This is a genomic window from Stenotrophomonas maltophilia, assembly GCF_013464485.1.
In the GTDB taxonomy this organism is placed as follows: domain Bacteria; phylum Pseudomonadota; class Gammaproteobacteria; order Xanthomonadales; family Xanthomonadaceae; genus Stenotrophomonas; species Stenotrophomonas maltophilia_AW.
The window spans coordinates 15,243-40,106 of sequence record NZ_RAUX01000050.1; the positions used below are offsets into that span (position 1 = coordinate 15,243).

At 66.1% G+C, this 24,864-nt stretch carries 22 protein-coding genes; 13 read left to right on the forward strand and 9 right to left on the reverse strand.

Going from position 1 to position 24,864, the window contains the following annotated elements; all coding sequences use genetic code 11:
* Positions 1-8 precede the first annotated feature (8 nt).
* The 3 genes from D7Y61_RS19520 (at position 9) to D7Y61_RS19530 (ending at position 2,778) form a co-directional block, all read left to right on the forward strand.
* Positions 9-686 (forward strand): response regulator transcription factor, encoded by a 678-nt coding sequence (locus tag D7Y61_RS19520; protein WP_005410804.1) that lies wholly within the window; start codon positions 9-11, stop codon positions 684-686.
* Entirely contained in the window at positions 649-2,019 is a 1,371-nt protein-coding gene (locus D7Y61_RS19525; RefSeq protein ID WP_180868690.1) for a sensor histidine kinase, read from the forward strand. Before D7Y61_RS19520 ends, D7Y61_RS19525 begins: the two co-directional genes overlap by 38 nt.
* A 342-nt stretch (positions 2,020-2,361) precedes the next feature.
* Positions 2,362-2,778: a hypothetical protein gene (locus D7Y61_RS19530; RefSeq protein ID WP_180868691.1), complete on the forward strand. Its 417-nt coding sequence runs from the start codon at positions 2,362-2,364 to the stop codon at positions 2,776-2,778.
* Positions 2,779-2,956: 178 nt separating this feature from the next.
* On the opposite strand, the gene coaE is transcribed toward D7Y61_RS19530, so the two are convergent.
* The 3 genes from coaE to D7Y61_RS19545 are packed head-to-tail and all read right to left on the reverse strand — an operon-like array spanning position 2,957 to position 5,710.
* The gene (coaE, locus tag D7Y61_RS19535; RefSeq protein WP_180868693.1) at positions 2,957-3,568 is read right to left on the reverse strand and encodes a dephospho-CoA kinase; all 612 of its coding nucleotides are present in this window, start codon (positions 3,566-3,568) and stop codon (positions 2,957-2,959) included.
* 11 nt (positions 3,569-3,579) lie between these two features.
* Positions 3,580-4,443: a prepilin peptidase gene (locus tag D7Y61_RS19540; protein WP_032128827.1), complete on the reverse strand. Its 864-nt coding sequence runs from the start codon at positions 4,441-4,443 to the stop codon at positions 3,580-3,582.
* Between the two features lie 7 nt (positions 4,444-4,450).
* The gene (locus tag D7Y61_RS19545; protein WP_180868695.1) at positions 4,451-5,710 is read right to left on the reverse strand and encodes a type II secretion system F family protein; all 1,260 of its coding nucleotides are present in this window, start codon (positions 5,708-5,710) and stop codon (positions 4,451-4,453) included.
* 354 nt (positions 5,711-6,064) lie between these two features.
* On the opposite strand from D7Y61_RS19545, the gene D7Y61_RS19550 reads away from it, so the two are divergent.
* The 3 genes from D7Y61_RS19550 (at position 6,065) to pilB (ending at position 9,007) form a co-directional block, all read left to right on the forward strand.
* Positions 6,065-6,490, forward strand: coding sequence for a pilin (locus D7Y61_RS19550; RefSeq protein ID WP_180868697.1), 426 nt, complete (start codon positions 6,065-6,067; stop codon positions 6,488-6,490).
* Positions 6,491-6,643: 153 nt separating this feature from the next.
* Positions 6,644-7,051, forward strand: a complete 408-nt coding sequence (locus tag D7Y61_RS19555) for a pilin (RefSeq protein ID WP_180868699.1) — start codon at positions 6,644-6,646, stop codon at positions 7,049-7,051.
* A gap of 222 nt (positions 7,052-7,273) precedes the next feature.
* Positions 7,274-9,007, forward strand: a complete 1,734-nt coding sequence (gene pilB / locus D7Y61_RS19560) for a type IV-A pilus assembly ATPase PilB (RefSeq protein ID WP_180868702.1) — start codon at positions 7,274-7,276, stop codon at positions 9,005-9,007.
* A gap of 60 nt (positions 9,008-9,067) precedes the next feature.
* On the opposite strand, the gene D7Y61_RS19565 is transcribed toward pilB, so the two are convergent.
* The gene (locus tag D7Y61_RS19565; RefSeq protein WP_180868704.1) at positions 9,068-10,441 is read right to left on the reverse strand and encodes a sigma-54-dependent transcriptional regulator; all 1,374 of its coding nucleotides are present in this window, start codon (positions 10,439-10,441) and stop codon (positions 9,068-9,070) included.
* A gap of 60 nt (positions 10,442-10,501) precedes the next feature.
* Positions 10,502-12,115, reverse strand: coding sequence for an ATP-binding protein (locus D7Y61_RS19570; RefSeq protein ID WP_180868705.1), 1,614 nt, complete (start codon positions 12,113-12,115; stop codon positions 10,502-10,504).
* 405 nt (positions 12,116-12,520) lie between these two features.
* Between D7Y61_RS19570 and sucC the strand changes: the two genes are divergently transcribed.
* The 3 genes from sucC (at position 12,521) to D7Y61_RS19585 (ending at position 16,460) form a co-directional block, all read left to right on the forward strand.
* Positions 12,521-13,690: an ADP-forming succinate--CoA ligase subunit beta gene (gene sucC / locus D7Y61_RS19575; RefSeq protein ID WP_004154430.1), complete on the forward strand. Its 1,170-nt coding sequence runs from the start codon at positions 12,521-12,523 to the stop codon at positions 13,688-13,690.
* Positions 13,691-13,710: 20 nt separating this feature from the next.
* On the forward strand, positions 13,711-14,586 hold the full coding sequence (gene sucD / locus D7Y61_RS19580; RefSeq protein WP_005410793.1) for a succinate--CoA ligase subunit alpha: 876 nt from the start codon (positions 13,711-13,713) through the stop codon (positions 14,584-14,586).
* Positions 14,587-14,825: 239 nt separating this feature from the next.
* Positions 14,826-16,460: an NAD+ synthase gene (locus D7Y61_RS19585; protein ID WP_180868707.1), complete on the forward strand. Its 1,635-nt coding sequence runs from the start codon at positions 14,826-14,828 to the stop codon at positions 16,458-16,460.
* Between the two features lie 93 nt (positions 16,461-16,553).
* Here the strand turns inward: D7Y61_RS19585 and D7Y61_RS19590 are convergent, their stop codons facing one another.
* Positions 16,554-17,747: a lipase family protein gene (locus tag D7Y61_RS19590; RefSeq protein ID WP_180868709.1), complete on the reverse strand. Its 1,194-nt coding sequence runs from the start codon at positions 17,745-17,747 to the stop codon at positions 16,554-16,556.
* A 202-nt stretch (positions 17,748-17,949) separates the two neighbouring features.
* On the reverse strand, positions 17,950-18,837 hold the full coding sequence (locus D7Y61_RS19595; RefSeq protein ID WP_029379759.1) for an outer membrane protein assembly factor BamD: 888 nt from the start codon (positions 18,835-18,837) through the stop codon (positions 17,950-17,952).
* Positions 18,838-18,950: 113 nt separating this feature from the next.
* On the opposite strand from D7Y61_RS19595, the gene rluD reads away from it, so the two are divergent.
* The 4 genes from rluD to D7Y61_RS19615 are packed head-to-tail and all read left to right on the forward strand — an operon-like array spanning position 18,951 to position 21,649.
* Positions 18,951-19,940 carry a 23S rRNA pseudouridine(1911/1915/1917) synthase RluD gene (gene rluD / locus D7Y61_RS19600; protein ID WP_180868711.1) on the forward strand — a complete coding sequence of 330 codons (990 nt, stop codon included), beginning with the start codon at positions 18,951-18,953 and terminating at the stop codon, positions 19,938-19,940.
* Positions 19,940-20,710, forward strand: coding sequence for a peptidoglycan editing factor PgeF (gene pgeF / locus D7Y61_RS19605; protein WP_180868713.1), 771 nt, complete (start codon positions 19,940-19,942; stop codon positions 20,708-20,710). Before rluD ends, pgeF begins: the two co-directional genes overlap by 1 nt.
* A gap of 20 nt (positions 20,711-20,730) precedes the next feature.
* Positions 20,731-21,237, forward strand: coding sequence for a DUF4166 domain-containing protein (locus D7Y61_RS19610; protein ID WP_180868715.1), 507 nt, complete (start codon positions 20,731-20,733; stop codon positions 21,235-21,237).
* Entirely contained in the window at positions 21,212-21,649 is a 438-nt protein-coding gene (locus tag D7Y61_RS19615; RefSeq protein WP_180868717.1) for a thiol-disulfide oxidoreductase DCC family protein, read from the forward strand. The genes D7Y61_RS19610 and D7Y61_RS19615 overlap by 26 nt, the downstream gene beginning before the upstream one ends.
* A gap of 71 nt (positions 21,650-21,720) precedes the next feature.
* Here the strand turns inward: D7Y61_RS19615 and otsA are convergent, their stop codons facing one another.
* Both otsA and D7Y61_RS19625 read right to left on the reverse strand, forming a co-directional pair.
* Positions 21,721-23,085 carry an alpha,alpha-trehalose-phosphate synthase (UDP-forming) gene (gene otsA, locus D7Y61_RS19620; RefSeq protein WP_111112869.1) on the reverse strand — a complete coding sequence of 455 codons (1,365 nt, stop codon included), beginning with the start codon at positions 23,083-23,085 and terminating at the stop codon, positions 21,721-21,723.
* Positions 23,082-24,863: a glycoside hydrolase family 15 protein gene (locus tag D7Y61_RS19625; RefSeq protein ID WP_180868719.1), complete on the reverse strand. Its 1,782-nt coding sequence runs from the start codon at positions 24,861-24,863 to the stop codon at positions 23,082-23,084. The genes otsA and D7Y61_RS19625 overlap by 4 nt, the downstream gene beginning before the upstream one ends.
* Between the last annotated feature and the right edge of the window lies 1 nt (position 24,864).

Below are 24,864 nucleotides of genomic sequence, written 5' to 3' on the forward strand. Positions count from 1 at the left end.
AGGTGACAGTGAGAATCCTGGTAATCGAAGACAACAGCGACATTGCGGCCAACCTGGGCGACTACCTGGAAGACCGGGGGCACACCGTGGACTTCGCGGCTGACGGGGTTACCGGTCTGCACCTGGCCGTGGTGCACGAGTTCGACGCGATCGTGCTGGATCTCAATCTGCCAGGCATGGACGGTATCGAGGTCTGCCGCAAGCTTCGCAATGAAGCGCGCAAGCAGACCCCGGTGCTGATGCTCACTGCCCGCGACTCGCTGGACAACAAGCTGGCCGGCTTCGATTCCGGTGCAGACGACTACCTGATCAAGCCGTTCGCGCTGCAGGAAGTGGAAGTGCGTCTGAACGCCCTGTCGCGACGCGGCAAGGGCGTGCAGACCCGCGTGCTGGAAACCGGCGACCTGGAATACAACCTGGATACGCTGGAAGTGCGCCGCCAGGGCAAGCTGCTGCAGCTCAACCCGACCGCACTGAAGATCCTGCAGGCGCTGATGGAAGCGGCCCCGGCCGTGGTGACCCGCCAGGAGCTGGAAACCCGTGTGTGGGGCGAAGAACTGCCCGATTCGGATTCCCTGCGCGTGCACATCCATGGCCTGCGTGCAGTGGTCGACAAGCCGTTTGAAGTGCCGCTGATCCAGACCCGCCATGGCATCGGATACCGCATCGCCACTCCGGAAGCCTGATTCGGTGGCAACCAAGGGGGAGCGCCGGCGCACGCCCTATCGGCGGCGCCTGCGGAGCCGCATCATCGTCTCGTTCGTGTTGTTGGGCTTCTGCCTGACGACACTGTTCGCGTTCGCCACCAACTGGGCCCGCATGCGAGTGGAGAACCAGTTGGTGGAAGACGTGATCAACCACAACATCGAAGAGTACGCGCGCCGCTTCTACGAGCATCCTGGGCGTAACCCGGCCGTACCTGTGCAGCAGATCCGGGCATACGCGTATTCGGCTGACAAGTTCGACAAAGCCCGGGAGTCCTGGCCGCAGTGGGCAGACCTGCAGAACGGCAACTACAACCTGAGTGGCACCGATGAGCAGGGGCAGCCGTATGCCTACAAGCTGGCGGTGCGTAAAGCGCCCGACGCCTGGTTCTTCCTGGCCTATGACATGACCGACAGCGTGCGCGGTGGCAAACAGCTCAACCGCGCGCTGGTGCTGTCGGTCCTGGTGTTCAGCGTGTTGTCGCTGGTGCTGGGCTGGTGGTCGGCCTCGAAGGTGATGAAGCCAGTGTCGGACCTGGCCGCGCGGCTGCGCGCCTACCGCGGCGGCACCAGTGATCCCGAGCCGCTTGCACCACGCTTCCCCGATGACGAAGTGGGGCAGCTGGCACAGGCGCTGGATGACTATTCCTCGCGGCTGACCGAAGTGGTGCAGCGCGACCGTGAGTTCAATGCAGACGTCAGCCACGAACTGCGCACGCCGCTGGCGGTGATCCGTGGTGCCACCGAGCTGCTGCTGACCCGGCCCGGTCTGGACGAGAAGGTGCTGCAGCGCCTGCAGCGCATCCAGCGCGCCGAACAACAGTGCAGCGACCTGATCGGCGCGCTGCTGCTGCTGTCGCGCAACGAGCGGGGCCAGGGCACCAGCAACGTCGCCCGCGTGGCCGAGCAGCTGTTGGACGCGCATCGCGCGCAGCTGGGCGGCAAGCCGCTGGAGCTGCTGCTGGAAGGCGAGCGCAACCTGGTGATCGATGCGCCCGAAGCTGCGCTGTCGGTGGCGCTGGGCAACCTGATCGGCAACGCGGTGAAGTACTCGCAGGATGGCGAAGTACGCGTCTTTGTCGGCAGCAACTCGGTGTCCGTGACCGACAGCGGCCCGGGCCTGAGCGAGGAGGACGCCGCCAAGCTGTTCCAGCGTGGTTACCGTGGCACCCATGCCGGCCATTCGCAGGGGGGCGGCATTGGCCTGTCGATCGTCAGCCGCCTGTGCGATCTGTATGGCTGGCAGGTAAGCGTGCGCCCGGGCGGCGAGCGCGGCGTGATCGCTACCCTGACGTTCTCGCCGAAGCCGCTGTAACGGCGGCGTGGCCGAGCCGGATCGGCACATGAATCTGCTTGAGTGGATTTCAACCTGAGTTGGCACATGGATCTGTCCTGGTGGGTGCCAACCCTGGTTGGCACTGATGCCTGGCATCCACCATCAAGGTATGGCACGGATCTACCGCCCTGGTGGCATCAACATGTCTGTTGCCGCCGGCCCAGCCTGCGCTCCGCGCGGGCCGCATGCCTGCCTGGATGTGCCGTGGCTCACGGTTCCGCGCATCCACGCCGCCGTTGACGCTTTTGCCTCCTGACGGGCCGATGCGCAGATGGCCAGATGCCAGCGTCGGATCGTCCGTCGCCTGTCAGGAGCATCGCCATGTCACACCGTACCCGTTATCCCAACCTGCATCAGCTGGTTGGCGAATCGGTCAGCCAGTTGTCCGCGGACGTTGCCCAGCGGGTCGAGAACCTGCTGTCGCGGTCAGACGGCCTGATGCCGATCCTCGTGGCACAGTTGGATCTGGACGACATCACTGATGGCGCAGCACAGCGCGCCGGGTTGAAGCCGCCCCTGGCAGGCACGCTGGCAGACGTCAGGCGCACCGTCGCAGGCATCACCATCCTGACCCGGATGATGTATGCCGCGCATATCGCACGCACCCGCGGAGGCGCGCTGCAGGTCATGCCGCCGGACGCCGTGGAAGGGCTGCTGCTGGCAGCGCGCGAGCTTACCTGCCATGCGCAGCAGCAGTTGCAGGCTGAGAAGGCCCGGGGGGCGGCGACGCTGCAGTAGTCGTCGCCGCGCGTGAACAGGTGGAGCAGGTCCGCGCATGGATGCGAAACGCCCTGTGTAGAGCCGAGCCTATGCTCGGCTTGATGATCGCAGCCGAGCATGGGCTCGGCTCTACAGGAGATCCACGCCGCGCTTGGGATGCCCCACGGTAGTGCCGGCCGCTGGCCGGCAACCTGCCTCAGCCCCCAGCCAACCCCAGGTAACGCGCGTGCAGCTGTTCCACCTGCACCTGCAGATCCTCCGGCTGCCCATCATTGGCCACCACGTCATCGGCCAGGGCCAACCGCTGCGCACGGCTTGCCTGGGCGGCAATCATCCGGTCGGCCAGTGCCGCGTCGATGCCATCGCGCCGCATCAGCCGGGCGTGCTGCACCGCCTCGGGTGCATCCACCAGCAACACCCGGTCAAGCCACGGGTAGGCTTTCCGCCCGCCCACCTCGGTCAGCAGCGGAATGGCGGCAATGGCGTAAGGGCTCCCAGCCTGATCGCACTGCTGTTGCATCAGCAGGCGGATGGCCGGATGGGTGATCGCTTCCAGCGCCGTGCGCTCGGCCGGGTCGGCAAACACGTGGGCGCGCAGGCGGGCCCTGTCCAGGCTGCCGTCGGCCAGCAGCATGTCGGCGCCGAAGCGCTCGGCGATGCGGGCCAGCGCCGGGCTGCCGTCGGCCACCACGGACCGTGCGGCCAGATCGGCGTCGGCCACCACGATGCCCAGCGCCTCGAAGCGCCGGGTCACTTCGCTCTTGCCGGAGGCGATGCCCCCGGTCAGGCCCACCACATAGCGGCTCATGGGGACTCCCCTCAGCGCAGCCCGCTCATCACCAGGTACTGCTCCACCAGCGGTGCACCCCACATGAAGTACAGCCAGCCGGCGATGGCCAGGTACGGCCCGAACGGGATGGGCGTGGCGCGGTCACGGCCCCGGCTGTACAGCCAGATCGAGCCGATGATGGCGCCCAGCACCGACGACAGCAGGATGATCGGCAGGATGCCCTTCAGCCCGCACCAGGCGCCCAGGGCCGCCAGCAGCTTGAAATCGCCGTGGCCCATGCCTTCCTTGCCGGTCAGCTGCTTGAACAGCCACCAGACCGTCCACAGCGACAGGTAACCCACCGCCGCACCCACCAGGGCGGGCTTGGCCGGCATGTACAGGTTGTCGATGCTGCCTATCAGCCCCAGCCACATCAGCGGGAGGGTCAACTGGTCAGGTAGCAGCTGCGTGCGCAGGTCGATGCCGGACAGGGCGATCAGGAAACAGGTCAGCACGATCGCACCGAAGCCCTGCCAGCCGAAGCCGAACTGCCAGACGCAGGCCAGCACCAGCACCGAGGTCAGCGCCTCCACCAGCGGGTACTGCAGCGAGATAGGCGCCTTGCAGTGTCGGCACTTGCCGCCCTGGATGATCCAGCTGAACAGCGGGATGTTCTCGTACCAGCTCAGCTTGTGCTTGCAGTGCGGGCAGTGCGACGGCTCCACCACGATCCCTGGTGGGGGGGGCTCATAGAAGTCCGGTTCCTCCAGGACTTCGCGCGCATCGCGCTTCCACTGCCACTCCAGCCGCTTGGGCAGCCGCAGGATGACCACGTTCAGGAAACTGCCCAGCAGCAGTCCCAGGGCGGCCGCGGCGGGGTAGCCGAGGCCGGGATGCTGGTCGAGAAATGCCATGTATTTTTTATCCGACGACGGCGCCGAGTTTGAAGATTGGAAGGTACATGGCAATCACCATGCCGCCCACAATGGTACCAATGAACACCATGATCATCGGCTCCAGCAGGCTGCTCAGGGCATCCACCGAATTGTTGACCTCCTGCTCATAGTACTCGGCCACCTTGAACAGCATGGCGTCCAGGGCGCCGGCCTCTTCGCCGATGCCGGTCATCTGGATGACCATGTGCGGGAACAGGTTGGTCTGCTTCATCGACACGTTCACCGGGTAGCCCACCGAGACATCGTCGCGCATGCGCAGCACCGCCTCCTCGTACACGGTGTTGCCGGTCGCGCCGGCCACGATGCCCAACGCCTCCACCAGCGGTACGCCGGCCTTGAAGGTCACGGCGGTGGTACGCGAGAAGCGGGCGATGGCACTGTTGTGCATGATCTGCCCGATCACCGGCACCTTCAGCACGAAGCGGTCCATCGCATGCTGCATCTTCGGCGAGCGCTTGTAGGCCATGATCGCAGCAACTGCCGAGCCGATCGCGACCAGCAACATCAGCCACCACCATGACACCATGAACCGCGACAGATTGACCACCATCTGGGTGAAGGCGGGCAGCTCGGCGCCGAAGCTCTTGAACACGTCTTCGAACTGCGGCACCACGAACACCAGCATGATGCCGCTGACCAACATGGCTACCACCACCACCATGATCGGGTAGAACAGCGCCTTCTTGATCTTGCCTTTCAGCGCTTCGATGTTTTCCTTGTAGGTGGCGACCGTGTCCAGCACAGTCTCCAGCACACCGGCGCCTTCGCCGGCCCGCACCAGGTTCCGGTACAGCTCGTCGAACTGCACCGGGTGCTTGCTGACCGCCTCGTACATCGAAGAGCCGCCTTCGATGTCGGTGCGGATGGTATCCACCAGTTTCTTCATGCGCGGGTTCTTGTGCCCGCTGGCGATGATGTCCAGTGCCGATACGATCGGCACGCCGGACTTCATCATCGTAGCCATCTGCCGGCTGAAGAACGCGATGTCCTTCGGCTTGACCGGGCTGCCGGCGGCACCGAACAACGGCTTGGGCTTGGGCTTGACCTGCCCGGGGTTGATACCTTGGCGGCGCAGCTCTGCACGCAGCAGGTTGGCGTTCTTGGCCAGCTGCTCGCCCTTCATCTTCACGCCCCGCTTGTCGATCCCCTCCCAGACAAACGGCTGCAGCTCCATGGTGGCGCGCGCCACCGGCTCCTTCTTGATCGCACTGCGACTGACAGACATGTTGGCTCCCCAAGACCCGCCATCCCCAGGCGGGTAACTAGCCATCGATGGTAGCGGGTTCAAGGCCGTATGGGCAGTTGGCAGGGGCCCCTGCATGCGAATTCGTGCCGGCTGCCGGCCAAAGGTGACGCACTGCGTCACATTGCCGCGTCCATCGCAGATTCGGATGGGGGGGGGTTCCCATCCGCAAAATTGCTGCCATCATGGGCGCGGGGAAATCCAGGGGGAGGCGTGCCGGGGTTGGCACGCAACCTGCGTTGATCCACCCGCAGGGTACGGGGCCCGCTCAACCGGCGCTGTCCGGTCCGATCCCGTGCACTGAACTCAACCACCACTATCTTGGGGATGTACCAAATGAAGAACCAGAAGGGCTTCACCCTTATCGAACTGATGATCGTCGTCGCGATCATCGCCATCCTGGCCGCCATCGCGCTGCCGGCTTACCAGGACTACACCTCGAAGTCGAAGGTCACCGCTGCGCTGGCCGACCTGGCCTCGCACAAGACCCAGTTCGAGATGGTCATCAGCGACGGTGGCACTCCGACGGTGACGAATGCCGGCTTCCAGTCTGCCAGCACCGGTGCTTGCTCCCTGATCGCTGTTGCTGCGACCGGCATGACCTGCACCATCCGTGATCCGGGCCGTATCGGTGGTTCTTCCACGATCGCACTGAACTACGCCGAAGCCAGCGGCTCGGGCGCCACCGCGACCGCTGGTGGCTTCTCCTGCGTCACCACGGATGTGCTGGAAAAGTTCCGTCCGAAGGGTTGCACCCAGTAATAGCCGGTTTCGTGGAGCGCTGGGAGCCTTTGGCGCTGCCTGCCCTGCGAGAACCAGACACAAGGCCCGCTTCGGCGGGCCTTGTGCTGACTGGAGTAGAAGTTCCAGTCGACAGCGCAGCAATGGGGATTGCTGGAAAGTACAGGGGGAGTCATGAATACGCAGAAGGGTTTCACGCTCATCGAGCTGATGGTCGTGGTAGCCATCATTGCCATACTTGCCGCGATTGCGATGGTGGCATTCCAGCCATACATCGTACGCACTCAGTTGACGGCGGCGTTGGCAGACATCAGTCCAGGCAAGACGCTGGTGGAGATCGTCGTCTATCAGGGACGTCCCGTCAGCGATGTCACGCCTGAACTCATCGGCGGTGCTCAGAACGCCCATTGTTCGATCGTGGAAGCCGAACTCAGCGAATCCGGTGTTGGCCACATCAGCTGCACCCTGAAGGGCCACAGCGTGCTGGAGGGCAAGGACCTGATTCTGCGCCGCTCGGCCGAAGGCATCTGGACCTGCGACGGCAGCGCCTTCGAAGCGCGCTATCGTCCAACGGGTTGCTGATCACACTTCAGTCCTCTGCTGGGATGTTGACCAGCCCTTGACGGAGCTATCATCCCCAGGGGAGTCAGGATCGAACCTGCCGGGCCGGGAGGGCCAGGCAATGCACTGTTGCTCATGGAATGGCGATGCCGTTGGCCGATCGGTCGCGGAAGGTTCTGCTGCCCTGTGTGGTGCCCTTGGAAGGCGCACGGCACTGCGTGACCCCATGAGCCAAGGATCCATATGAACGCTGTCACCACCGCCAATCTTGTCGGCATCACCGGCCTGGCCCGTCGCCTGGTGCAGGACGGGGCCCTGGACGAGGCCGCCGCCCGCGACGCCATGGCCAGGGCCGCCGCCGCCCGCCAGCCGTTGCCTACGTGGTTCGCGCAGAACAAGCTGGTCAATGCCTCGCAACTCGCCGCCGCCAACGCGGTCGAGTTCGGCATGCCATTGTTCGATGTGTCCACCTTCGATGCCAGCCAGAATGCGATGAGCCTGGTCAGCGAGGAACTGCTGCGCAAGCACAACGTGCTGCCGCTGTTCAAGCGCGGCGGCAAGCTGTTCGTGGGCACCAGCAATCCGACCCATTCGCTTGACGAGATCAAGTTCCACACCAACCTGGTGGTGGAACCGATCCTGGTCGATGAGGACCAGATCCGCCGGACCCTGGAGCAATGGCACGCCAGCCACGACACCCTCGGCGACGCCCTGGGGGGCGATGACGAAGGCATGGGCAATCTGGACGTGGCGGTCGGCGACGAGGATCTCGGCGCCACCGGCGGCGATTCCGGCATCGACGCGAAGGGCGACGACACCCCGGTGGTGAAGTTCGTCAACAAGGTGCTGGTCGATGCGATCCGCAAGGGCGCCTCGGACATCCACTTCGAGCCCTACGAAGACGATTACCGCGTGCGCCTGCGCATCGACGGCCTGCTGAAGATGGTGGCGCGCGCGCCGGTGAAATTGAACCAGCGCATTGCCGCGCGCCTGAAGGTGATGGCGCAGCTGGACATTGCCGAGAAGCGCGTGCCGCAGGACGGGCGCATCAAGCTCAACCTGTCCAAGAGCAAGCAGATCGACTTCCGCGTCAGCACGCTGCCGACCCTGTTCGGTGAAAAGGTGGTGCTGCGTATCCTCGATGGCAGCGCGGCCAAGCTGGGCATCGACAAGCTGGGCTACGAGCCGGACCAGCAGAAGCTGTTCCACGACGCCATCCACAAGCCGTACGGCATGGTGCTGGTGACCGGCCCCACTGGTTCGGGCAAGACCGTGTCGCTGTACACCGCGCTGGGCATCCTCAACGACGAGACGCGCAATATTTCCACTGCCGAAGACCCGGTGGAAATCCGCTTGCCTGGCGTCAACCAGGTGCAGCAGAACAACAAGCGCGGCATGACCTTCGCCGCGGCGCTGCGCTCGTTCCTGCGACAGGATCCGGACATCATCATGGTCGGCGAAATCCGCGACCTGGAGACGGCCGAGATTGCGATCAAGGCGGCGCAGACCGGTCACATGGTGCTGTCCACGCTGCATACCAACGATGCGCCGCAGACCATCGCGCGCCTGATGAACATGGGCATCGCCCCGTACAACATCACCAGCTCGGTGACGCTGGTGATCGCGCAGCGCCTGGCACGCCGGTTGTGCGGCAACTGCAAGCGCCCGGCCAACCTGCCGGAGCATGCGCTGCTGGCCGAGGGCTTTACCCAGGCGCAGCTGGATGCGGGCATCCAGTTGTACGAGGCGGTGGGCTGCGATGAGTGCACCGAGGGCTACAAGGGCCGAACCGGTATCTACCAGGTGATGCCGATGACCGATGAGATCGCCACCATCGTGCTGGCCGGTGGCAATGCACTGCAGATTGCCGAGGCGGCGCAGCAGATCGGGGTGAATGACCTGCGGCAATCAGCGTTGAAGAAGGCCGCCGCGGGCGTGACCAGCCTGGCCGAAATCAATCGCGTTACCAAGGATTGAGGTAGAGCCGAGCCTATGCTCGGCTGATGGCCCGACGAGCAGCCGAGCATGGGCTCGGCTCTACTCCATTCCCAGCTTCTTCAACTTGTAGCGCAGCGCGCGGAAGGTAATCCCCAGTTGCGCGGCGGTGCGGGTCTTGTTCCAGCGGTTCTCTTCCAGCGCGCGCTGGATGGCGCTGCGTTCCAGTTGCTCGATGTACGAGGGCAGGGCAGCGCTGCCGGGTTGCAGGTCGGCCACGGCTTCGGCGGGCGCGCCGCTGCCGGGTGTACGCGGCGCGTGCTGTGGCAGGCGCAGGTCGTCGGCGCCGATGCGGTCTTCTTCGGCCAGTGCCAGCGCGCGTTCCAGAATGTTCTCCAGCTCTCGCACATTGCCCGGGAAGGCATAGTGGGCCAGCGCTTCCAGCGCCGACGGCGCCAGCAGCGGGGTGGCACGGCCGTGGCTGCGGGCCAGCCGCGCCAGCACGGCGGCAGCCAGTTCCGGCAGGTCCTGGCGGCGCTCGCGCAGCGGCGGCACCTTCAGTTCGATCACGTTGATGCGGTAATACAGGTCGTGGCGGAAGCGCCCGTCCTCGACCAGTTCGGCCAGGTCACGGTGCGTGGCCGAGAGGATGCGCACGTCCACTGGTTCCTCGTTGGCCGCCCCCACTGCGCGCACCGACTTTTCCTGGATGGCGCGCAGCAGCTTCACCTGCATCTGCAGTGGCAGCTCGGCCACTTCGTCCAGGAACAGGGTGCCCCCGTGTGCGGCCTGGAACAGGCCGGGCTTGTCGGCGTGCGCGCCGCTGAAGCTGCCTTTGCGGTGGCCGAAGAATTCGCTCTCCATCAGCTCGCCCGGAATGGCGCCGCAGTTGACCGGCACGAACGGGCCGGCCGCACGCGCGCCCTGGGCGTGGATGGTGCGAGCGACCAGTTCCTTGCCAACCCCGGATTCACCGAGGATGTAGACCGGTGCCTGGCTGCGCGCGACCTTGCCGATGGTGATGCGCAACACGTCCATGGCCGGCGAAGCGCCCAGCAGGCGTGCAGCCTGTTCGGTGGCGGGGCCGGGCGCAGGGCGTTCGGTGTTGTTGAGTTCCAGTGCGTGCTTGACCAGGCCACGCAGCACCGAGATGTCCACCGGCTTGCTGACGAAGTCGAAGGCGCCGGCTTTCAGCGCTTCCACCGCCAGGTCCATGCTGCCGAACGCGGTGATCATCGCCACTGGCGTGCGCGGGTAGTGCTGGGCGATCTCGCTGACCAGCTCGATGCCGTTGCCATCCGGAAGGCGCATGTCGGTGATGCACAGATCGTAAGGATTGCTGGCCAGCAGTTCGCGTGCTTCGGCCAGGTTGGCGGCGGTACTGATGCGCAGCCCCATGCGGCCGAGGGTCAGTACCAGCAGTTCGCGGATGTCGCGTTCATCGTCGACGACGAGGGCGCTGCGGGTTTCGTTCATGGGCGTGAAAGATAAACGAGGGGGCTGGAAGCGACAAATGTTTGACGCACAGATTTGGAATCAGGTGGGCAACAGCGTGTGCGGGCCGGGCAGCACCAAGCGGAAGCAGGAGCCGCCTGCCGGCACCGGGATGTAGTCGAGCCGTGCCTGGTTGGCACGGCACAACTCGCGGGCGATATACAGGCCCAGCCCGGTGCCGTGCTCGGAGGTGGTGAAGAACGGACGGAACAGCTGTGCGGCCACGGTCTCGGGAATGCCCGGGCCGCGGTCCATCACGTCGATCACCGCGCTGCGCTCGTGCTGCGCGACGCGCAGGCGCACCCGCGCCGGCTGCTGGCCGATGCGGCCGTACTTCAGTGCGTTGTGCACCAGCACGATGAGCACCTGGTACAGGTGCCTGGTATCGACCTGCGCCATCACCGCCGTGTCGCTGATGATCGGTTCGATGCTGTCGGTTTCCAGCGTCTGGCCCTGCTTGTACTCCAGCACGAAGCGGCGCACGAAGGCGACCAGGTCGACGTTCTCGGGAGTGGCGCGTTCGCGCCGTGCCAGTCCCAGCACGCTCTCGACGATGCCGTTGGTGCGCTGGCATTGCTGGCGGATGATCTGCAGCAGGCGGCGGTCGCTCTCATTGAAGCCGGTGCCTTCCTCCAGCAGCTGCACGGCGTAGTTGATCGCCGCCAACGGGTTGCGGATTTCGTGGGCGAGGCTGGCCGAGAAGCGGCCCATGGCAGACAGGGTGAGCGATTCGGCGCGCCGCGAGACCACGCTGGAGTCGTCCAGGAACACCAGGGCAAGTTCGCTGCCTGCCAGCAGGCGGGCGAAGCGCGGCTGTACTTCCGGCTGGTCGGGGTTGAGCTGCAGCGGCAGTTCGTCCTGCGCCCAGCCGTTGCGCCAGCGCTGCAGCCGGCGCGCCAGCTCCGGTGCGGCGCTGGCCAGGTCCAGGCGGCCGCTCTCGCCGTTGCCGTCGCCGTCACCCAGCAGCATCGAGGCGGCTTCATTGGCCAGGGTGATGCGGTTGTCGGCGTCCACCACCAGTACGCCAGTTCGCATGCGGCGGATGATCAGTTCGTTGATCTGGAACAGGTTGGCAACTTCGTCGCCGCGCTGGTTGGCCAGCTGCTGGTTGCGGCGCGCGCGGTTGCCCACCTGGTAGCTGATGAAGGCCAGCGCCAGGTAGCTGGTGGCGAACATGGCCAGCTCGGCCAGCGTGCGGGTAGGGTCGCCGCCTTCGAGCACTTTCCAGAGGTATTCGGTACCGGTGGCCAGGCTGGCAACGATCGCCAGGCCCAGACCCCAGCTCAAAGGCAGCAGGGTGGCGGCCGCGGCGATGTTGAACAGCAGCGACATCGAGATGCCGGCGCTGGCACCGGGCAGGGCATGCGCCAGCAGCGTGGCGGCGATGATGTCCACCAGCACGCTGCTGACCACGATCGGGCGCAGCCAGCGTTCGTTGCGACCGATTGCAAGGGCCAGCAGCGAAAGCACCAGGTAGATGGCCGCGACGGTATCGGCCAGACGCGGGTGATGGGCTTCGCCGACCATGCCTGACAAGGGGCTGTAGAGCAGGGCGGCGATGACCGCGGCGATCAGCACCCGGTACAGCGCGAAGAAATACAGCTCACGCCGCGGAATGGATTCGATGCGGTCGATCAATGAAGCACTGGGTGACACGCCGGAACTCCCCTTCTGGCTGCCTGGGTCTGGAAACTGCGGCGGCCCAGCCTGGCATCCCCTGAAGCCGGGCGGGTACGTCGCTTCTACGTGGCCTGCGGTGGAACCCGTCGAGCAGGGTCGACACGACACACTCTGGCTGACCAGTATAGGGCCCCCGGCGGGAGCCCGCCGGAGCGGCCCGGATCGCGCATTTGGCCCGGTGCGGACACCGGTGGCCAGTCCCGGCCCGGGCGCAACTGCCTGAATGGTGGTGGAAATCTGGCCCAGCCCGGCGTTTTGTACAGACTTCTTTGCGCCCCGGCGCTCGCTCGGCCACAATAGTGGGCCCGCCGCGGTCCATGCCGGCGCCCCGCCGGGGCCCTGAGGAATTGCGTGCGGTCGTTCCTATTCCCACGGTGACGCATGAATTTCCACGAATACCAGTCAAAACAACTGCTTGCCGAGTACGGCATCCCGGTCCCGGCCGGCAAGGTCGCTGCGACCCCGGACGAAGCGGTTGCCGCTGCCAACTCCCTGGGCCAGGGCCCCTGGATGGTCAAGGCGCAGATCCACGCTGGCGGCCGCGGCAAGGCTGGCGGCGTCAAGTTCTGCAAGACCACCGACGACGTGAAGGCCGCTGCGGCCAAGATGCTCGGCACCAAGATGGCCACCTACCAGACCGCTGGCGTTGAACTGCCGGTCAACCTGGTGCTGGTGACCACCGCCGGCGAGATCGTCAAGGAACTGTACCTGTCGGTGCTGGTCGACCGTGGCACCAAGACCATCACCTACATCGCCTCTTCGGAAGGCGGCGTGGAGATCGAGCAGGTCGCCGCTGAAACCCCGGAGCTGATCCACTCGCTGAACGTCGACTTCGTCGAAGGCGTGCAGGGTTACCACGGCCGTGATTTCGGCTTCAAGCTGGGCCTGACCGCCAAGCAGGCCGGCCAGTTCGCCAGCATCATGGTGAATCTGTACCGCCTGTTCAACGAAAAGGACCTGGCCCTGGTTGAAATCAACCCGCTGGCCATCCTGGACGACGGCAACCTGTACGCGCTGGACGGCAAGTTCGACAGCGACGACAACGCCGCGTTCCGCCAGAAGGCGCTGGTCGCCATGCGCGACAAGACCCAGGAAGATCCGACCGAAGTGATCGCTTCGGAACTGGACATCAACTACGTCACCATGGACGGCAACATCGGCTGCATGGTGAACGGCGCCGGCCTGGCCATGGCCACCATGGACGTCATCAAGCTCAACGGCGGCGAGCCGGCGAACTTCCTGGACGTGGGCGGCGGTGCAAACAAGCAGCGCGTCATCGAAGCGTTCAAGCTGATCCTGTCCTCGGACAAGGTTGAAGGCATCTTCGTCAACATCTTCGGCGGCATCGTCCGCTGCGACATGATTGCCGAAGGCATCATCGCCGCCGTGAAGGAAGTGGGCGTCAAGGTTCCGGTCGTGGTGCGCCTGGAAGGCACCAACGTGGAAGAAGGCAAGCAGCTGCTGCGTGACAGCGGCATGGCCATCATCCCGGCTGACAACATCAACGATGGCGCCAAGAAGATCGTTGAAGCTGTCAAGAACGCTGCCTGATTCGACACCAAGGAATTCCCATGTCTGTTTTGATTAACAAGAACACCAAGGTGATCGTGCAGGGCTTCACCGGCCAGCAGGGCACCTTCCACGCCACTCAGATGATCGAATACGGCACCCAGGTTGTTGGCGGCGTGACCCCGGGCAAGGGTGGCACCACCCACATCGACCTGCCGGTCTTCAACACCGTTGCCGACGCCGTGCAGAGCACCGGAGCCAACGCTTCGGTCATCTACGTGCCGCCGCCGTACGCGGCCGACGCGATCCTGGAAGCCGCTGCTGCCGGCATCAAGGTCATCGTCTGCATCACCGAAGGCATCCCGGTGCTGGACATGCTGCGCGTCAAGAACGTGCTGACCCGTTCGCATCCGGACACCGTGCTGATCGGGCCGAACTGCCCGGGCGTCATCACCCCGGGTGAGTGCAAGATCGGCATCATGCCGGGCCACATCCACCAGCCGGGCAAGATCGGCATCGTGTCGCGTTCGGGCACCCTGACCTATGAAGCGGTCAAGCAGACCACTGAAGTCGGTCTGGGCCAGTCCACCTGCATCGGCATCGGTGGTGACCCGATCAACGGCCTGAACTTCGTCGACTGCCTGAAGCTGTTCAACGAAGACCCGCAGACCGAAGGCATCATCATGGTTGGCGAAATCGGCGGTGACGCTGAAGAAGCCGGCGCCGAGTACATCAAGAACCACGTGAAGAAGCCGGTCGTCGGCTTCATCGCCGGTGCGTCGGCTCCGGCCGGCAAGCGCATGGGCCACGCCGGTGCGATCGCCTCGGGCGGCAAGGGTACTGCCGAAGGCAAGTTCGCCGCCATGGAAGCTGCCGGTGTTGTCACCGTCCGCTCGCCGGGCGACCTGGGCGCCGCCATCGCCAAGCTGGTGAAATAAGATTGTTGCCGGCCCTCGGCCGGCACGATCGGTAGAGTCGACTGTTAGTCGACTGCTCTACCTGCTTCAATAGAACAGCCGCCTCCGGGCGGCTGTTCTGCGTCTGGCAGTGTCGCGGTCGGCTCCATCCACGCATGGCGTGGATCTACTGAGCCGGGGCTGTCCACGCAGTGAGCGCGCCCGGCGCGCGCATGGCGCAGCGCTACAATGGGCACATTGCAACCACAGGCTGGATTCCCATGGCTTCGATCCGCATCGCGATGGCGCAGTTCGACTTCCCGGTCGGCGATGTCGCCGGCAACACCGAGCGCATCATCGAGATGATCGGCCAGGCGCGCGACGAGTACGGCGCCGAGCTGGTGATGTTCCCCGAGCTGGCGGTGAGTGGTTATCCGCCGGAAGACCTGCTGCTGCGCCCGGGCTTCCTGTACGAGTGCGAGCAGGCGATGGCCCGCATCGCTGCTGCCTGCCGTGGCATCACCGCCGTGGTTGGTTGGCCGCAGGCGGCCGGTGCGGTGGTCTACAACGCCGCCAGCGTGCTGCGCGATGGCCTGGTCGAGCAGACCTACCGCAAGCGCGAGCTGCCCAACTATGCGGTGTTCGACGAGCGCCGCTACTTCGATGTCGATCCGGATGGCGGCAGCTGCGTGTTCGAGGTCAACGGCATTCCGGTCGGCCTGCTGATCTGCGAGGACCTGTGGTTCGCCGAGCCGCTGGCCGACACCGTGCGTGCCGGTGCGCAGCTGGTGGTGGTGCCGAATGCCTCGCCCTACGAGCGTGGCAAGCATGCCCAGCGCGATGCAGTGCTGGCCGCACGCACCCGTGAGAGCGGGGCGGCGATCGCCTACCTCAACGTGGTCGGTGGCCAGGACGCGCTGGTGTTCGATGGCGCCTCGGTGGTGGCTGATGGTGACGGCACGGTGCACCCCGCCGCCGCCGCCTTCGTCGACCAGTGGCTGGTGGTGGAGTACGACGGTGAAACCCGCCGCTTCATGCCGCACGTGTGGATGGACGATGGCGACGAGAGCATGGACGCGCTGGCCTGGCGCGCAGTGACCCGTGGCATCCAGGACTACTGCCGCAAGAACGGCTTCAAGAAGGTGTGGCTGGGCTTGTCCGGCGGCATCGATTCGGCGCTGGTGCTGGCCATGGCCGTGGACGCGATGGGCGCGGAAAACGTCACCGCCGTGCGGTTGCCGTCGCGCTATACCGCGGGCCTGTCCAACGACCTGGCCGCCGAACAGTGCCAGGCACTGGGCGTGAAGCTGGAGGCGGTATCGATCGAGCCGGCGTTCAAGGGACTGATGGAATCGCTGGCGCCGATGTTCGAAGGCACTGCGCCGGACGTGACCGAAGAGAACCTGCAGTCGCGCAGCCGTGGCGTGATCCTGATGGCGCTGGCCAACAAGTTCGGTGGCCTGCTGCTGACCACCGGCAACAAGAGCGAGTATGCGGTGGGTTACGCCACCATCTACGGCGACATGTGCGGTGGCTATGCGCCGCTGAAGGACCTGTACAAGACCGAGGTATTCGGCTTGTCGAAGTGGCGCAATACCGTGGGCGGTGCGCCGGTGATCCCGCCGGCAGTGATCAGCCGCCCGCCGTCGGCCGAGCTGCGCGAGAACCAGCTGGACCAGGATTCGCTGCCGGCCTACGACGTGCTGGATGGCATCCTGTACCGCTACATCGATCAGGAACAGTCGCGCATGGAGATCGTCGCCGCCGGTTACGATGCGGCGGTGGTTGATCGCGTGCTGCGCCTGGTGCGCATCAGCGAGTGGAAGCGCCACCAGGCCGCACCGGGACCGAAGGTGTCGCGCCGGGCATTCGGCCGCGAGCGCCGCTACCCGATCAGCAATGGGTTCAAGGGGTAAGGGCGGCCCTGGCCCCCCCTCCCGGGTAGGTGCGGACCTTGGTCCGCACGGTGTTCGACGATCATCCACGCATGGCGTGGATCTACAAACCCATCATCGTGCGGCGTCGAGCTGTTGTTCCAGCCCCGCCAATTCGGCTGCCGGGTCGAAGCGGGCATCCTCCAGCCGCGCGCGCACGAATGCCAGCCCATCGGCCGCCGCCGCATCCAGCGTGCCGCGGTGGTCGACCGGGTACTGCCGGAAGGCCACCGGCTCGCCACGCAGGGCCAGGCCGGCGGCATACAGCAGCGTGGTCAGATAGGGCACATCCTTGTCGCCGGTGCCGTGGGCCAGCATCAACGGCTGAGTGAACCCCTGCCGTGGCACGCCCAGATAGTCGTGCAGCAGCGTCCAGATGCCCGGCACTGAGGTCAACGGCGCGCTGAACATCTCGCCGGTGCTGGCGCCCTCCAGCTGCGCGGCCAGTTCCGTCAGGCAGTGCTGGCGGGCTTGCGCGATGCGGGCCCGTCCCTGCGGGCTCAGCACTCGGTCGATCTGCGGTGCCACCTGCAGCAGGCCATCGAGCAGATAGGCGTGATAGGCGTTCAGTGCCCCGGGGTTGGCGGTGCGGTTGTCCGGCCGCATCACCAGGGCGGTGATCTCCACGGCGGTGGGGGTACCGGCGGTGAAGCTGCCCTTGTACTGCAGGCCGGGGCCGGAATACGCCCGGGCCTGGTGGCCAGCGCTCAAGGCCGCTGCGGCGCCCTGCGAGTAACCCACCGACACCCAGCGCGGGGACAGGCGGCCGGTGCCCAGGAAGTGGTGGCTGGCCTTGACCATGTCAATGCTGTTGCGTGCGGCACTGCGCACGTGCAGGTAGGCGTGATCGCCGGGACTGCCCAGGCCCTGATAGTCGGCCGCGACGACGGCATAGCCCTGGGCCAGGAAGTGATCCAGGAAGCGCCCATCGCGTTCGGGATGGGTGGGGCCGGAGATGGACGGCGCACAGTGGTTGGCGACGCCCTGGGTGCCGTGGGCCCACGACACCACCGGCCAGCCTCCGGCCGGTGCAGTGCCTGCGGGCAGGTAGAGCAGGCCGCTGCCCTGGGCCAGCTGGCCACGGTGATCGGGAGTGCGGTAGTTCAGCAGGTACGCCTGGGCCGCTTTCGACGGCACCCAGTCGGCGTGGTAGGGGGCTGCCGTGATCAGATCGCCTGGCTCAGCGGCCTGGGCTGCAGCGGGCAGTCCCAGCAGGGCAGCGGTGACGGCGGCCAGCAACGGGCGGACGCGGGAAACGATTGGGAACATATGGACTCCGTGCGGCGGGAATGGCCGTGCGCTGGAGTGTGGAGGGCATCGCGCGTGCCGGATGGGACCCCGGTCGCACTGGGAGGGGTTTCGTAGAATTCCTAGATCCCTGTCTCCGGGAGGGCGAAGCGGCCGAGGAGAGCCGTCGAGCATGGCTCGACGCTACAAAAAGAAAGGGCCCCTTCCGGGGCCCTTTGATTTCTTACTTCTTTTCCAGCCGCGCGTTGCGTTGGCCAGTGCTGGCGGACTTCTCGCCAGCGAATGGGTTCAGCTTTCGGATCATCCATGGGTACTTCGGCCACTTGCCTTCCAGCCACGGGTGATCCGGCTGGTTCAGCTGCAGGACGCGGCGGGCGTCATCGGCCAGGGTCTTGTTGCCCAGGTGGGTATAGGAATCAGCCAGGACGGCAACGGCGTCGTACTGGAACGCGCTCTGCGGATAGGTTTCCAGCAGGTAGTTGGCGCGGCCGGCGGCCGAGACCCAGGCGCCGCGGCGCATGTAGTACAGGGCGTTGTCCAGTTCGTGCTGGGCGAACACGTCACGCAGCTCCAGCATGCGCTGGCGTGCATCGGCGGCGTAGCGGCTGTTCGGGTAGCGGTCCACCACGATGTTGAAGTCCGAATACGCCTGGTGCGGGGTGGACAGATCGCGGCGGCTGGCATCCAAAGACCATACGCGGCGCAGGAAAACCGTACTGCGATTGGAGTTGGCCAGGCCGCGCAGGTAATACAGGTAAGCGATGTTGCGGTGGGTCGGGTAGGTACGGATGAAGCGGTCGATGCTGGACACAGCGTCATCGTGCTTGCCGGCCTTGTACTGGGCGTAGGCGGTCTCGATCATCGCCTGCTCGGTGTACGGTCCGTACGGATACTGGGCCACCAAGCGGCGGAAACTGGCTTCAGCCCCGCTCCAGTTGCCACCCTGCATCAGCTTGTGGCTCTTCTCGTACAACTGTTCGACCGGCGTCCCTTCGTCGGGGCGATCGCCCTTCTTGGCGCCACGGTGGCAGCCGGTGGCGGCGATGACCAGCACCAGCAGCAGGGCGGTGAGGCGGACGGGCGCGGAGAGCATGGCGGAGCGTCGGATCATGGGGTCGAGGCGGGACGCGGCTGGAATACGAAGGGTCGATGATAGCCTAGTGTCCTGTCCAGCGACTGAAACCGGCCGCCGGGACCCCAAAATTTCAAAGAATGCCCCCTGCCATGTCTGAACAACCCTCTGAATCGGCCCGCCAGGCCATCGTCCCCGACACCGCTGCCGGCCGCCGTTTCGACGCCGTCGTGGCCGAACTGTTCCCCGAATACTCGCGGTCGCGCCTGACCGAGTGGATCAAGGCTGGTGAGGTCCTGCTGGACGGCGCCCAGGTGCGCCCGCGCGATCCGCTGCGCGGCGGCGAGGTGGTGACCCTCAATGTGGTGCTCGAAACCCAGACCGAGGCCCAGCCGGAGGACATCCCGCTGGATGTGCTGTTCGAGGACGAGCACCTGCTGGTGATCAACAAGCCGGTCGGCCTGGTGGTGCACCCGGGTGCGGGCAACCACAGCGGCACCCTGGTCAACGCCCTGCTGTTCCGCGACCCGTCGGTGGCGGTGCTGCCGCGCGCCGGCATCGTGCACCGCCTGGACAAGGACACCAGCGGCGTGATGGTGGTGGCCAGGACGCTGGAGGCACAGACCGCGCTGGTCGAGCAGCTGGCCGCACGCGACGTGCATCGCCAGTACCTGGCGATCGTGATGGGTGCGCTGGTGGCCGGTGGTACCGCCGATGCCCCGATCGATCGCCACCCGCGCGATCGCCTGAAGATGGCGGTACGCGAAGACGGCAAGGAAGCGATCACGCATTACCGCCTGCGCGAGCGCTTCCGTGCGCACACCGCGCTCGAGTGCCGACTGGAAACCGGGCGTACCCACCAGATCCGTGTGCACATGGCGCACGTGCGCCATCCGATCATCGGTGACCCGCTGTACGGCGGTGCGCTGAAGCTGCCCAAGGGTGCCAGCGATGAGCTGGTGGCCGCGCTGCGTGGCTTCAAGCGCCAGGCTCTGCATGCCGAGACCCTGGAGTTCACGCACCCGATCACCGGTGAGCCGGTGCGCAACACTGCGCCGGTGCCGGACGACATGCTGCACCTGATGAAGGTGCTGCGCGAAGACAGCGAAGCCTTCGCCGCGCGCGAGCGGGACCGCTGGTGATGGCCGCCGCGCTGCCGTTGCTGCAGGCCGACTGGCCGGCGCCTCCGGGCGTCCGCGCGGTGACCACGCGCCGGCACGGTGCGGGCATCTCGCCGGCACCGTTCGCGCAGTTCAACCTGGGCAACCGGCACGCGGCCGAGGGTGACACTCCGGCCAACGTCGAGTACAACCGCCAGCTGCTTCAGCAGGGGCTGGCGCTGCCGTCGGCACCGCACTGGCTGCGCCAGGTGCACAGCAGCACCGTGCTGCGCTTCAGCGCGCCGCCCGTGCCCGGCGCCAGCGAACCGGTGGCCGACGCCGCGGTGACCTCGGTGCCGGGCGTGGTGCTGGCGATCCTGACCGCCGACTGCCTGCCGGTGGTGTTCGCCGCCGCTGATGGCAGTGAGGTGGGCGCGGCGCATGCCGGCTGGCGTGGCCTGGCCGACGGCATGCTGGAGGCCACCGTGGCCGCCATGCAGACGCCGCCAGCGCAGCTGCGCGCGTGGCTGGGACCGGCCGCCGGGCCGGCCGACTACGAGATCGGCGAGGAGGTCTATCACGCGTTCGTTGGCCATGATCCAGCCGCCGAGGTGGCGTTCGTGGCCACCCGCGCAGGCCACTGGAAGGTGGACCTGTTCGCATTGGCCCGCCAGCGCCTGCAGGCGGCGGGCATGGATCCGGCTCAGGTATACGGCGGCACGGTCTCGACCATGGCCGATCCGGACCTGTACTCCCACCGGCGCGACCGCCGCACCGGACGTATGGCGACGCTGGCCTGGATCGCACCCTGAGTACGCCCCTGTTCGCACGGATGCTGGGGCCGGCCTTTGCCACCCTGGCACCGCCGGTGCAGGCGCTGCATGCCGCGCCGTTGCCCTGCCGTTATGCAGGGCAGGCGCGCATCGTGACAGGGCGGCACTGGCTGGTGCCGCTGCTGGCTGCGTTGGCGCGGTTGCCAAAGGACGGAGACGCGCTGCCGACCGAAGTGGCGTTCAGAGCACACGGGCAGGGCGAACGATGGGCGCGACGCTTCGGACGTTGGCCGATGGTGTCGCGGCTGTGGGCGCACGAGGGATACCTGCGCGAGCAGCTGGGTGCGGTGCGCTTCGAATTCGACCTGCAGGCCCGCAAGGGTGGCATCGACTGGTCGGTGCGCCGGGTCTGGGCGTTGGGACTGCTGCCGCTACCGGTGCGCTGGTTTGGTGGCGTGCGCTGCCGTGAAGCCTGGCAGGGTGCGCGTTACACTTTCCTGGTCGATGTGACCTTGCCCTGGGTGGGAGCGCTGATCCGCTATGAAGGCTGGCTCGAACCGCAGTGAAGCGGCTGCCGATGGCGGCAGCGCGGTGATCGTGTTCGACGGCGTCTGCGCGCTGTGCAACCGATGGGTGCGATTTCTGCTGCGTTTCGACCGCAAGGGGCGCTACCACTTCGCCGCGATGCAGGGCGCGCAGGGCAGCGCACTGCTGCGCACGCACGGGCTGGATCCGCAGGACCCGGCCTCGTTCCTGCTGCTGGACGCACAGGGCGCGTGGACCGATACCGATGCGATCCTGCGCGTGCTGGTGGGGCTGGGCGGTGCCTGGCGTTTTAGCGGCGTGCTGCGCCTGCTGCCACGCACCTGGCGTGATGCGGCGTATCGCGTGTTGGCGCGCAACCGCTACCGCTGGTTTGGCAGGCATGATGCGTGCCACCTGCCGGCGCCGGAATACCTCGCGCGGTTCCTGGATTGAAGAAAAAGGGGACGGAGGGGATTAAGTCGTTTATGCATAAACGACTTAATCCCCTCCGTCCCCTTTTTCCCTCAACCTTCCAGCGCGTCCAGATAGCTGCGTCGCCAGTGGTTGATGTCGTAGGTGCGCAGGTGCTCCATCATCGCGTGCCAGCGCTCCTTGCGCCTGCGCAGCGACATCGTCGCTGCCGTGGCGATGGCATCAGCCACACCGTCCAGATCGTGCGGGTTCACCAGCAACGCCTGTTTCAGTTCGTCGGCGGCGCCGGCCAGCAGCGACAGGACCAGCACCCCGGGATCGTCCGGATCCTGCGACGCCACGTACTCCTTGGCCACCAGGTTCATGCCATCGCGCAGCGGCGTGACCAGGCCTACTGCCGCCGCCCGGTAGAAGCCGGTCAGCGTGGCATGGGTGAAGTTCTGGTTGACGTAACGCAGCGGCGTCCAATCCGGCTCGGCATGGCCACCGTTGATGTGGCCGGCGATCTGCTCCAGCTGGCTGCGCAGTTGACGGTACTCGGTGACATCACCGCGTGAGACCGGGGCGATCTGCAGGTAGGTCAGCGAACCGCGCTGATCCGGATGGCGCTCCAGGTAGCGCTCGAAGCCGAGGAAACGTTCGGGCAGGCCCTTGGAATAGTCCAGGCGGTCGACGCCGATCGCCAGTTGGCGGTCACGCAGGCTGGCGCGCAGGTTCTTCACCGCCGCCTTGGCCGCGGCGGTACCTGCCTGTCGCGCGATCAGCTCGGTGTCAATGCCGATCGGGAAGGCGGCCGCACGGAAGCGGCGCCCACCAGGCGCTTCCAGTTCGCCGTTGTCGAGCACGCGGCCGCCGCCGAACAGGCGCAGGTAAGTCTGGAAGCGATCGGCATCGCGCTGGGTCTGGAAGCCGACCAGATCGTAGGCGTACAGCGCGGAGAACAGCCGCAGGTGATCGGGCATGGCCTGCAGCAGGTCGGCCGAGGGCATCGGGATGTGCAGGAAGAAGCCGATGCGGCAGCCGATGCCGCGCTCGCGCAGCAGCGCGCCGAGCGGGATCAGGTGGTAGTCGTGGATCCAGACGATGTCGTCTTCGCGCAGCAACGGTGCGAGCTTGTCGGCGAACAGCGCGTTGACCTTGTGGTAGGTCTCGCGGGTACCACGGTCGTAGTCGACCAGGTCGAGGCGGAAGTGCAGCAGCGGCCACAGGGTGCGGTTGGCGAAGCCGTTGTAATAGCCATCCACCTCGCGCTTGCTCAGGTCCAGGGTGACGAATTCGATGTCGCCGTCCTTCTGCGTGTGCAGCGTGCCACTGCCATCTCGCACGCTCTTGCCGCTCCAGCCGAACCACATGCCGCCACGTTCCTTCAGCGCGGCCAGCAGGCCGACCGCCAGGCCGCCGGCACGGTTCTCGCCCGGCACGGCCACACGGTTTGAAACCACAACCAGACGGCTCACGACGCCTCCTGCCAGGACCGCGACAGCCGCATCGCGGCGGTGATCAGGCCGACGTGCGAATAGGTCTGCGGAAAATTGCCCCAGGCCTCGCCGCTGTCGAAGGCCAGATCCTCCGACAGCAAGCCCAGGTGGTTGCGCTGCTTCAGCAGCGTCTCGAACATCTCGCGTGCCTCGTCCAGTCGCCCGATCGCGGCCAGTGCGTCGATGTACCAGAACGTGCAGATCGTGAAGCTGGTTTCCGGCTCGCCGAAGTCATCCGGCGCCACATAGCGGTACAGCGAATTGCCATGCTTGAGGTCGCGGCCGATGGCTTCAACGGTCGCGATGAAACGGGCGTCCATCGCATCGATGAAGCCGATGTCGGCCAGCAGCAGCAACGAGGCGTCCAGGCGATGGCCGCCGAAGGTATCGGTGAAGTGACCAAGTTCCTCGCTCCAGGACTCGGCCATGATGCGCGCGTGGATGGTGTCCGCACGCTCTCGCCAGTAACGTGCGCGGTCGTCGCGCTTCAGGCGCACGGCGATCTTGCACAGGCGGTCGCAGGCGGCCCAGCACATCGCGCTGGTGTAGGTGTGCACCTCGGTACGGCCGCGGAACTCCCACAGGCCTGCATCGGGTACGTCGTGCAGGGCGAATGCCTGCTCGCCGAGGGGTTCCAGGCGGGAAAAGGTGTGTGCATCACCCGGGTCCTGCAGGCGGCGGTCGAAGAACAGCTGGGTGGAGGCCAACACCACGCTGCCGTACACATCGTGCTGGCGCTGCACCCAGGCCAGGTTGCCGCGGCGCACCGGGCCCATGCCACGGTAGCCGGACAGGCTGGGCACTTCGTCCTCGTCCAGCTTGGCTTCGAAGCCGATGCCGTACAGCGGCTGCAGGGTGCCGTCGGTGGTGGCCAGGTTGAAGATGTAGCCGAGGAACTGTTCCATCGTGCGCGTGGCGCCAAGACGATTCAGTGCGCGCACCACGAAGGCGGCATCGCGCAGCCAGCAGTAGCGGTAATCCCAGTTGCGCACGCTGCCGGGCGCTTCCGGAATGGAGGTGGTCATCGCCGCGATGATCGCGCCGCTGTCCTCGTACTGGCACAGCTTCAGCGTGATTGCGCTGCGGATCACCGCGTCCTGCCATTCCAGCGGAATGGACAGGTAGCGCACCCATTCGCGCCAGTAGTCGCGGGTGCGCTGGAAGGCTTCCTGCACATAGCCGCTGATCGAGCGGTTCAGCGATTCATCCACGCCCAGGATCAGGTGGATCGGGTGGTTGAGCACGAACGGCAGGCCGTCACGCACGAACCGTACCGGCACGTCGGTGGTCAGCCGCAGCACGTGTTCGGGCAGCACCCAGCGCACATGGTTGCTGCCCCAGGTCGACTCGGGCACGCGCGCGCCCCAGTCCGCCAGCGGCCGCGCGCGCACGGTGATGCGTGGGCTGCCGGCCAAGGGACGCACTTGGCGGATCAGGCTGACCGGCCGATAGAAGCGGTCGTTCTGGCGCCAGCGCGGGGCGAAATCGAGGATTTCCAGTGCGCCGCCGTGCGTGTCACGCAGCACGGTGCGCAGGATCGCGGTATTGGTGAGGTACTCCTGCTCGCTGTCGGCGAAGTCCTCCAGCTCGATGGCGAAGTCACCACCGGCCTGCTGGTTGGGACCCAGCAGGGCGCAGAAGGTAGGGTCGCCGTCGAAGGTGGGCAGGCAGCTCCAGACAACGCGGGCATGTTTGTCGACCAGGGCGCCGAAGCTGCCGTTGCCGACCACGCCCAGATCAAGATCGGGTTGGGTCATC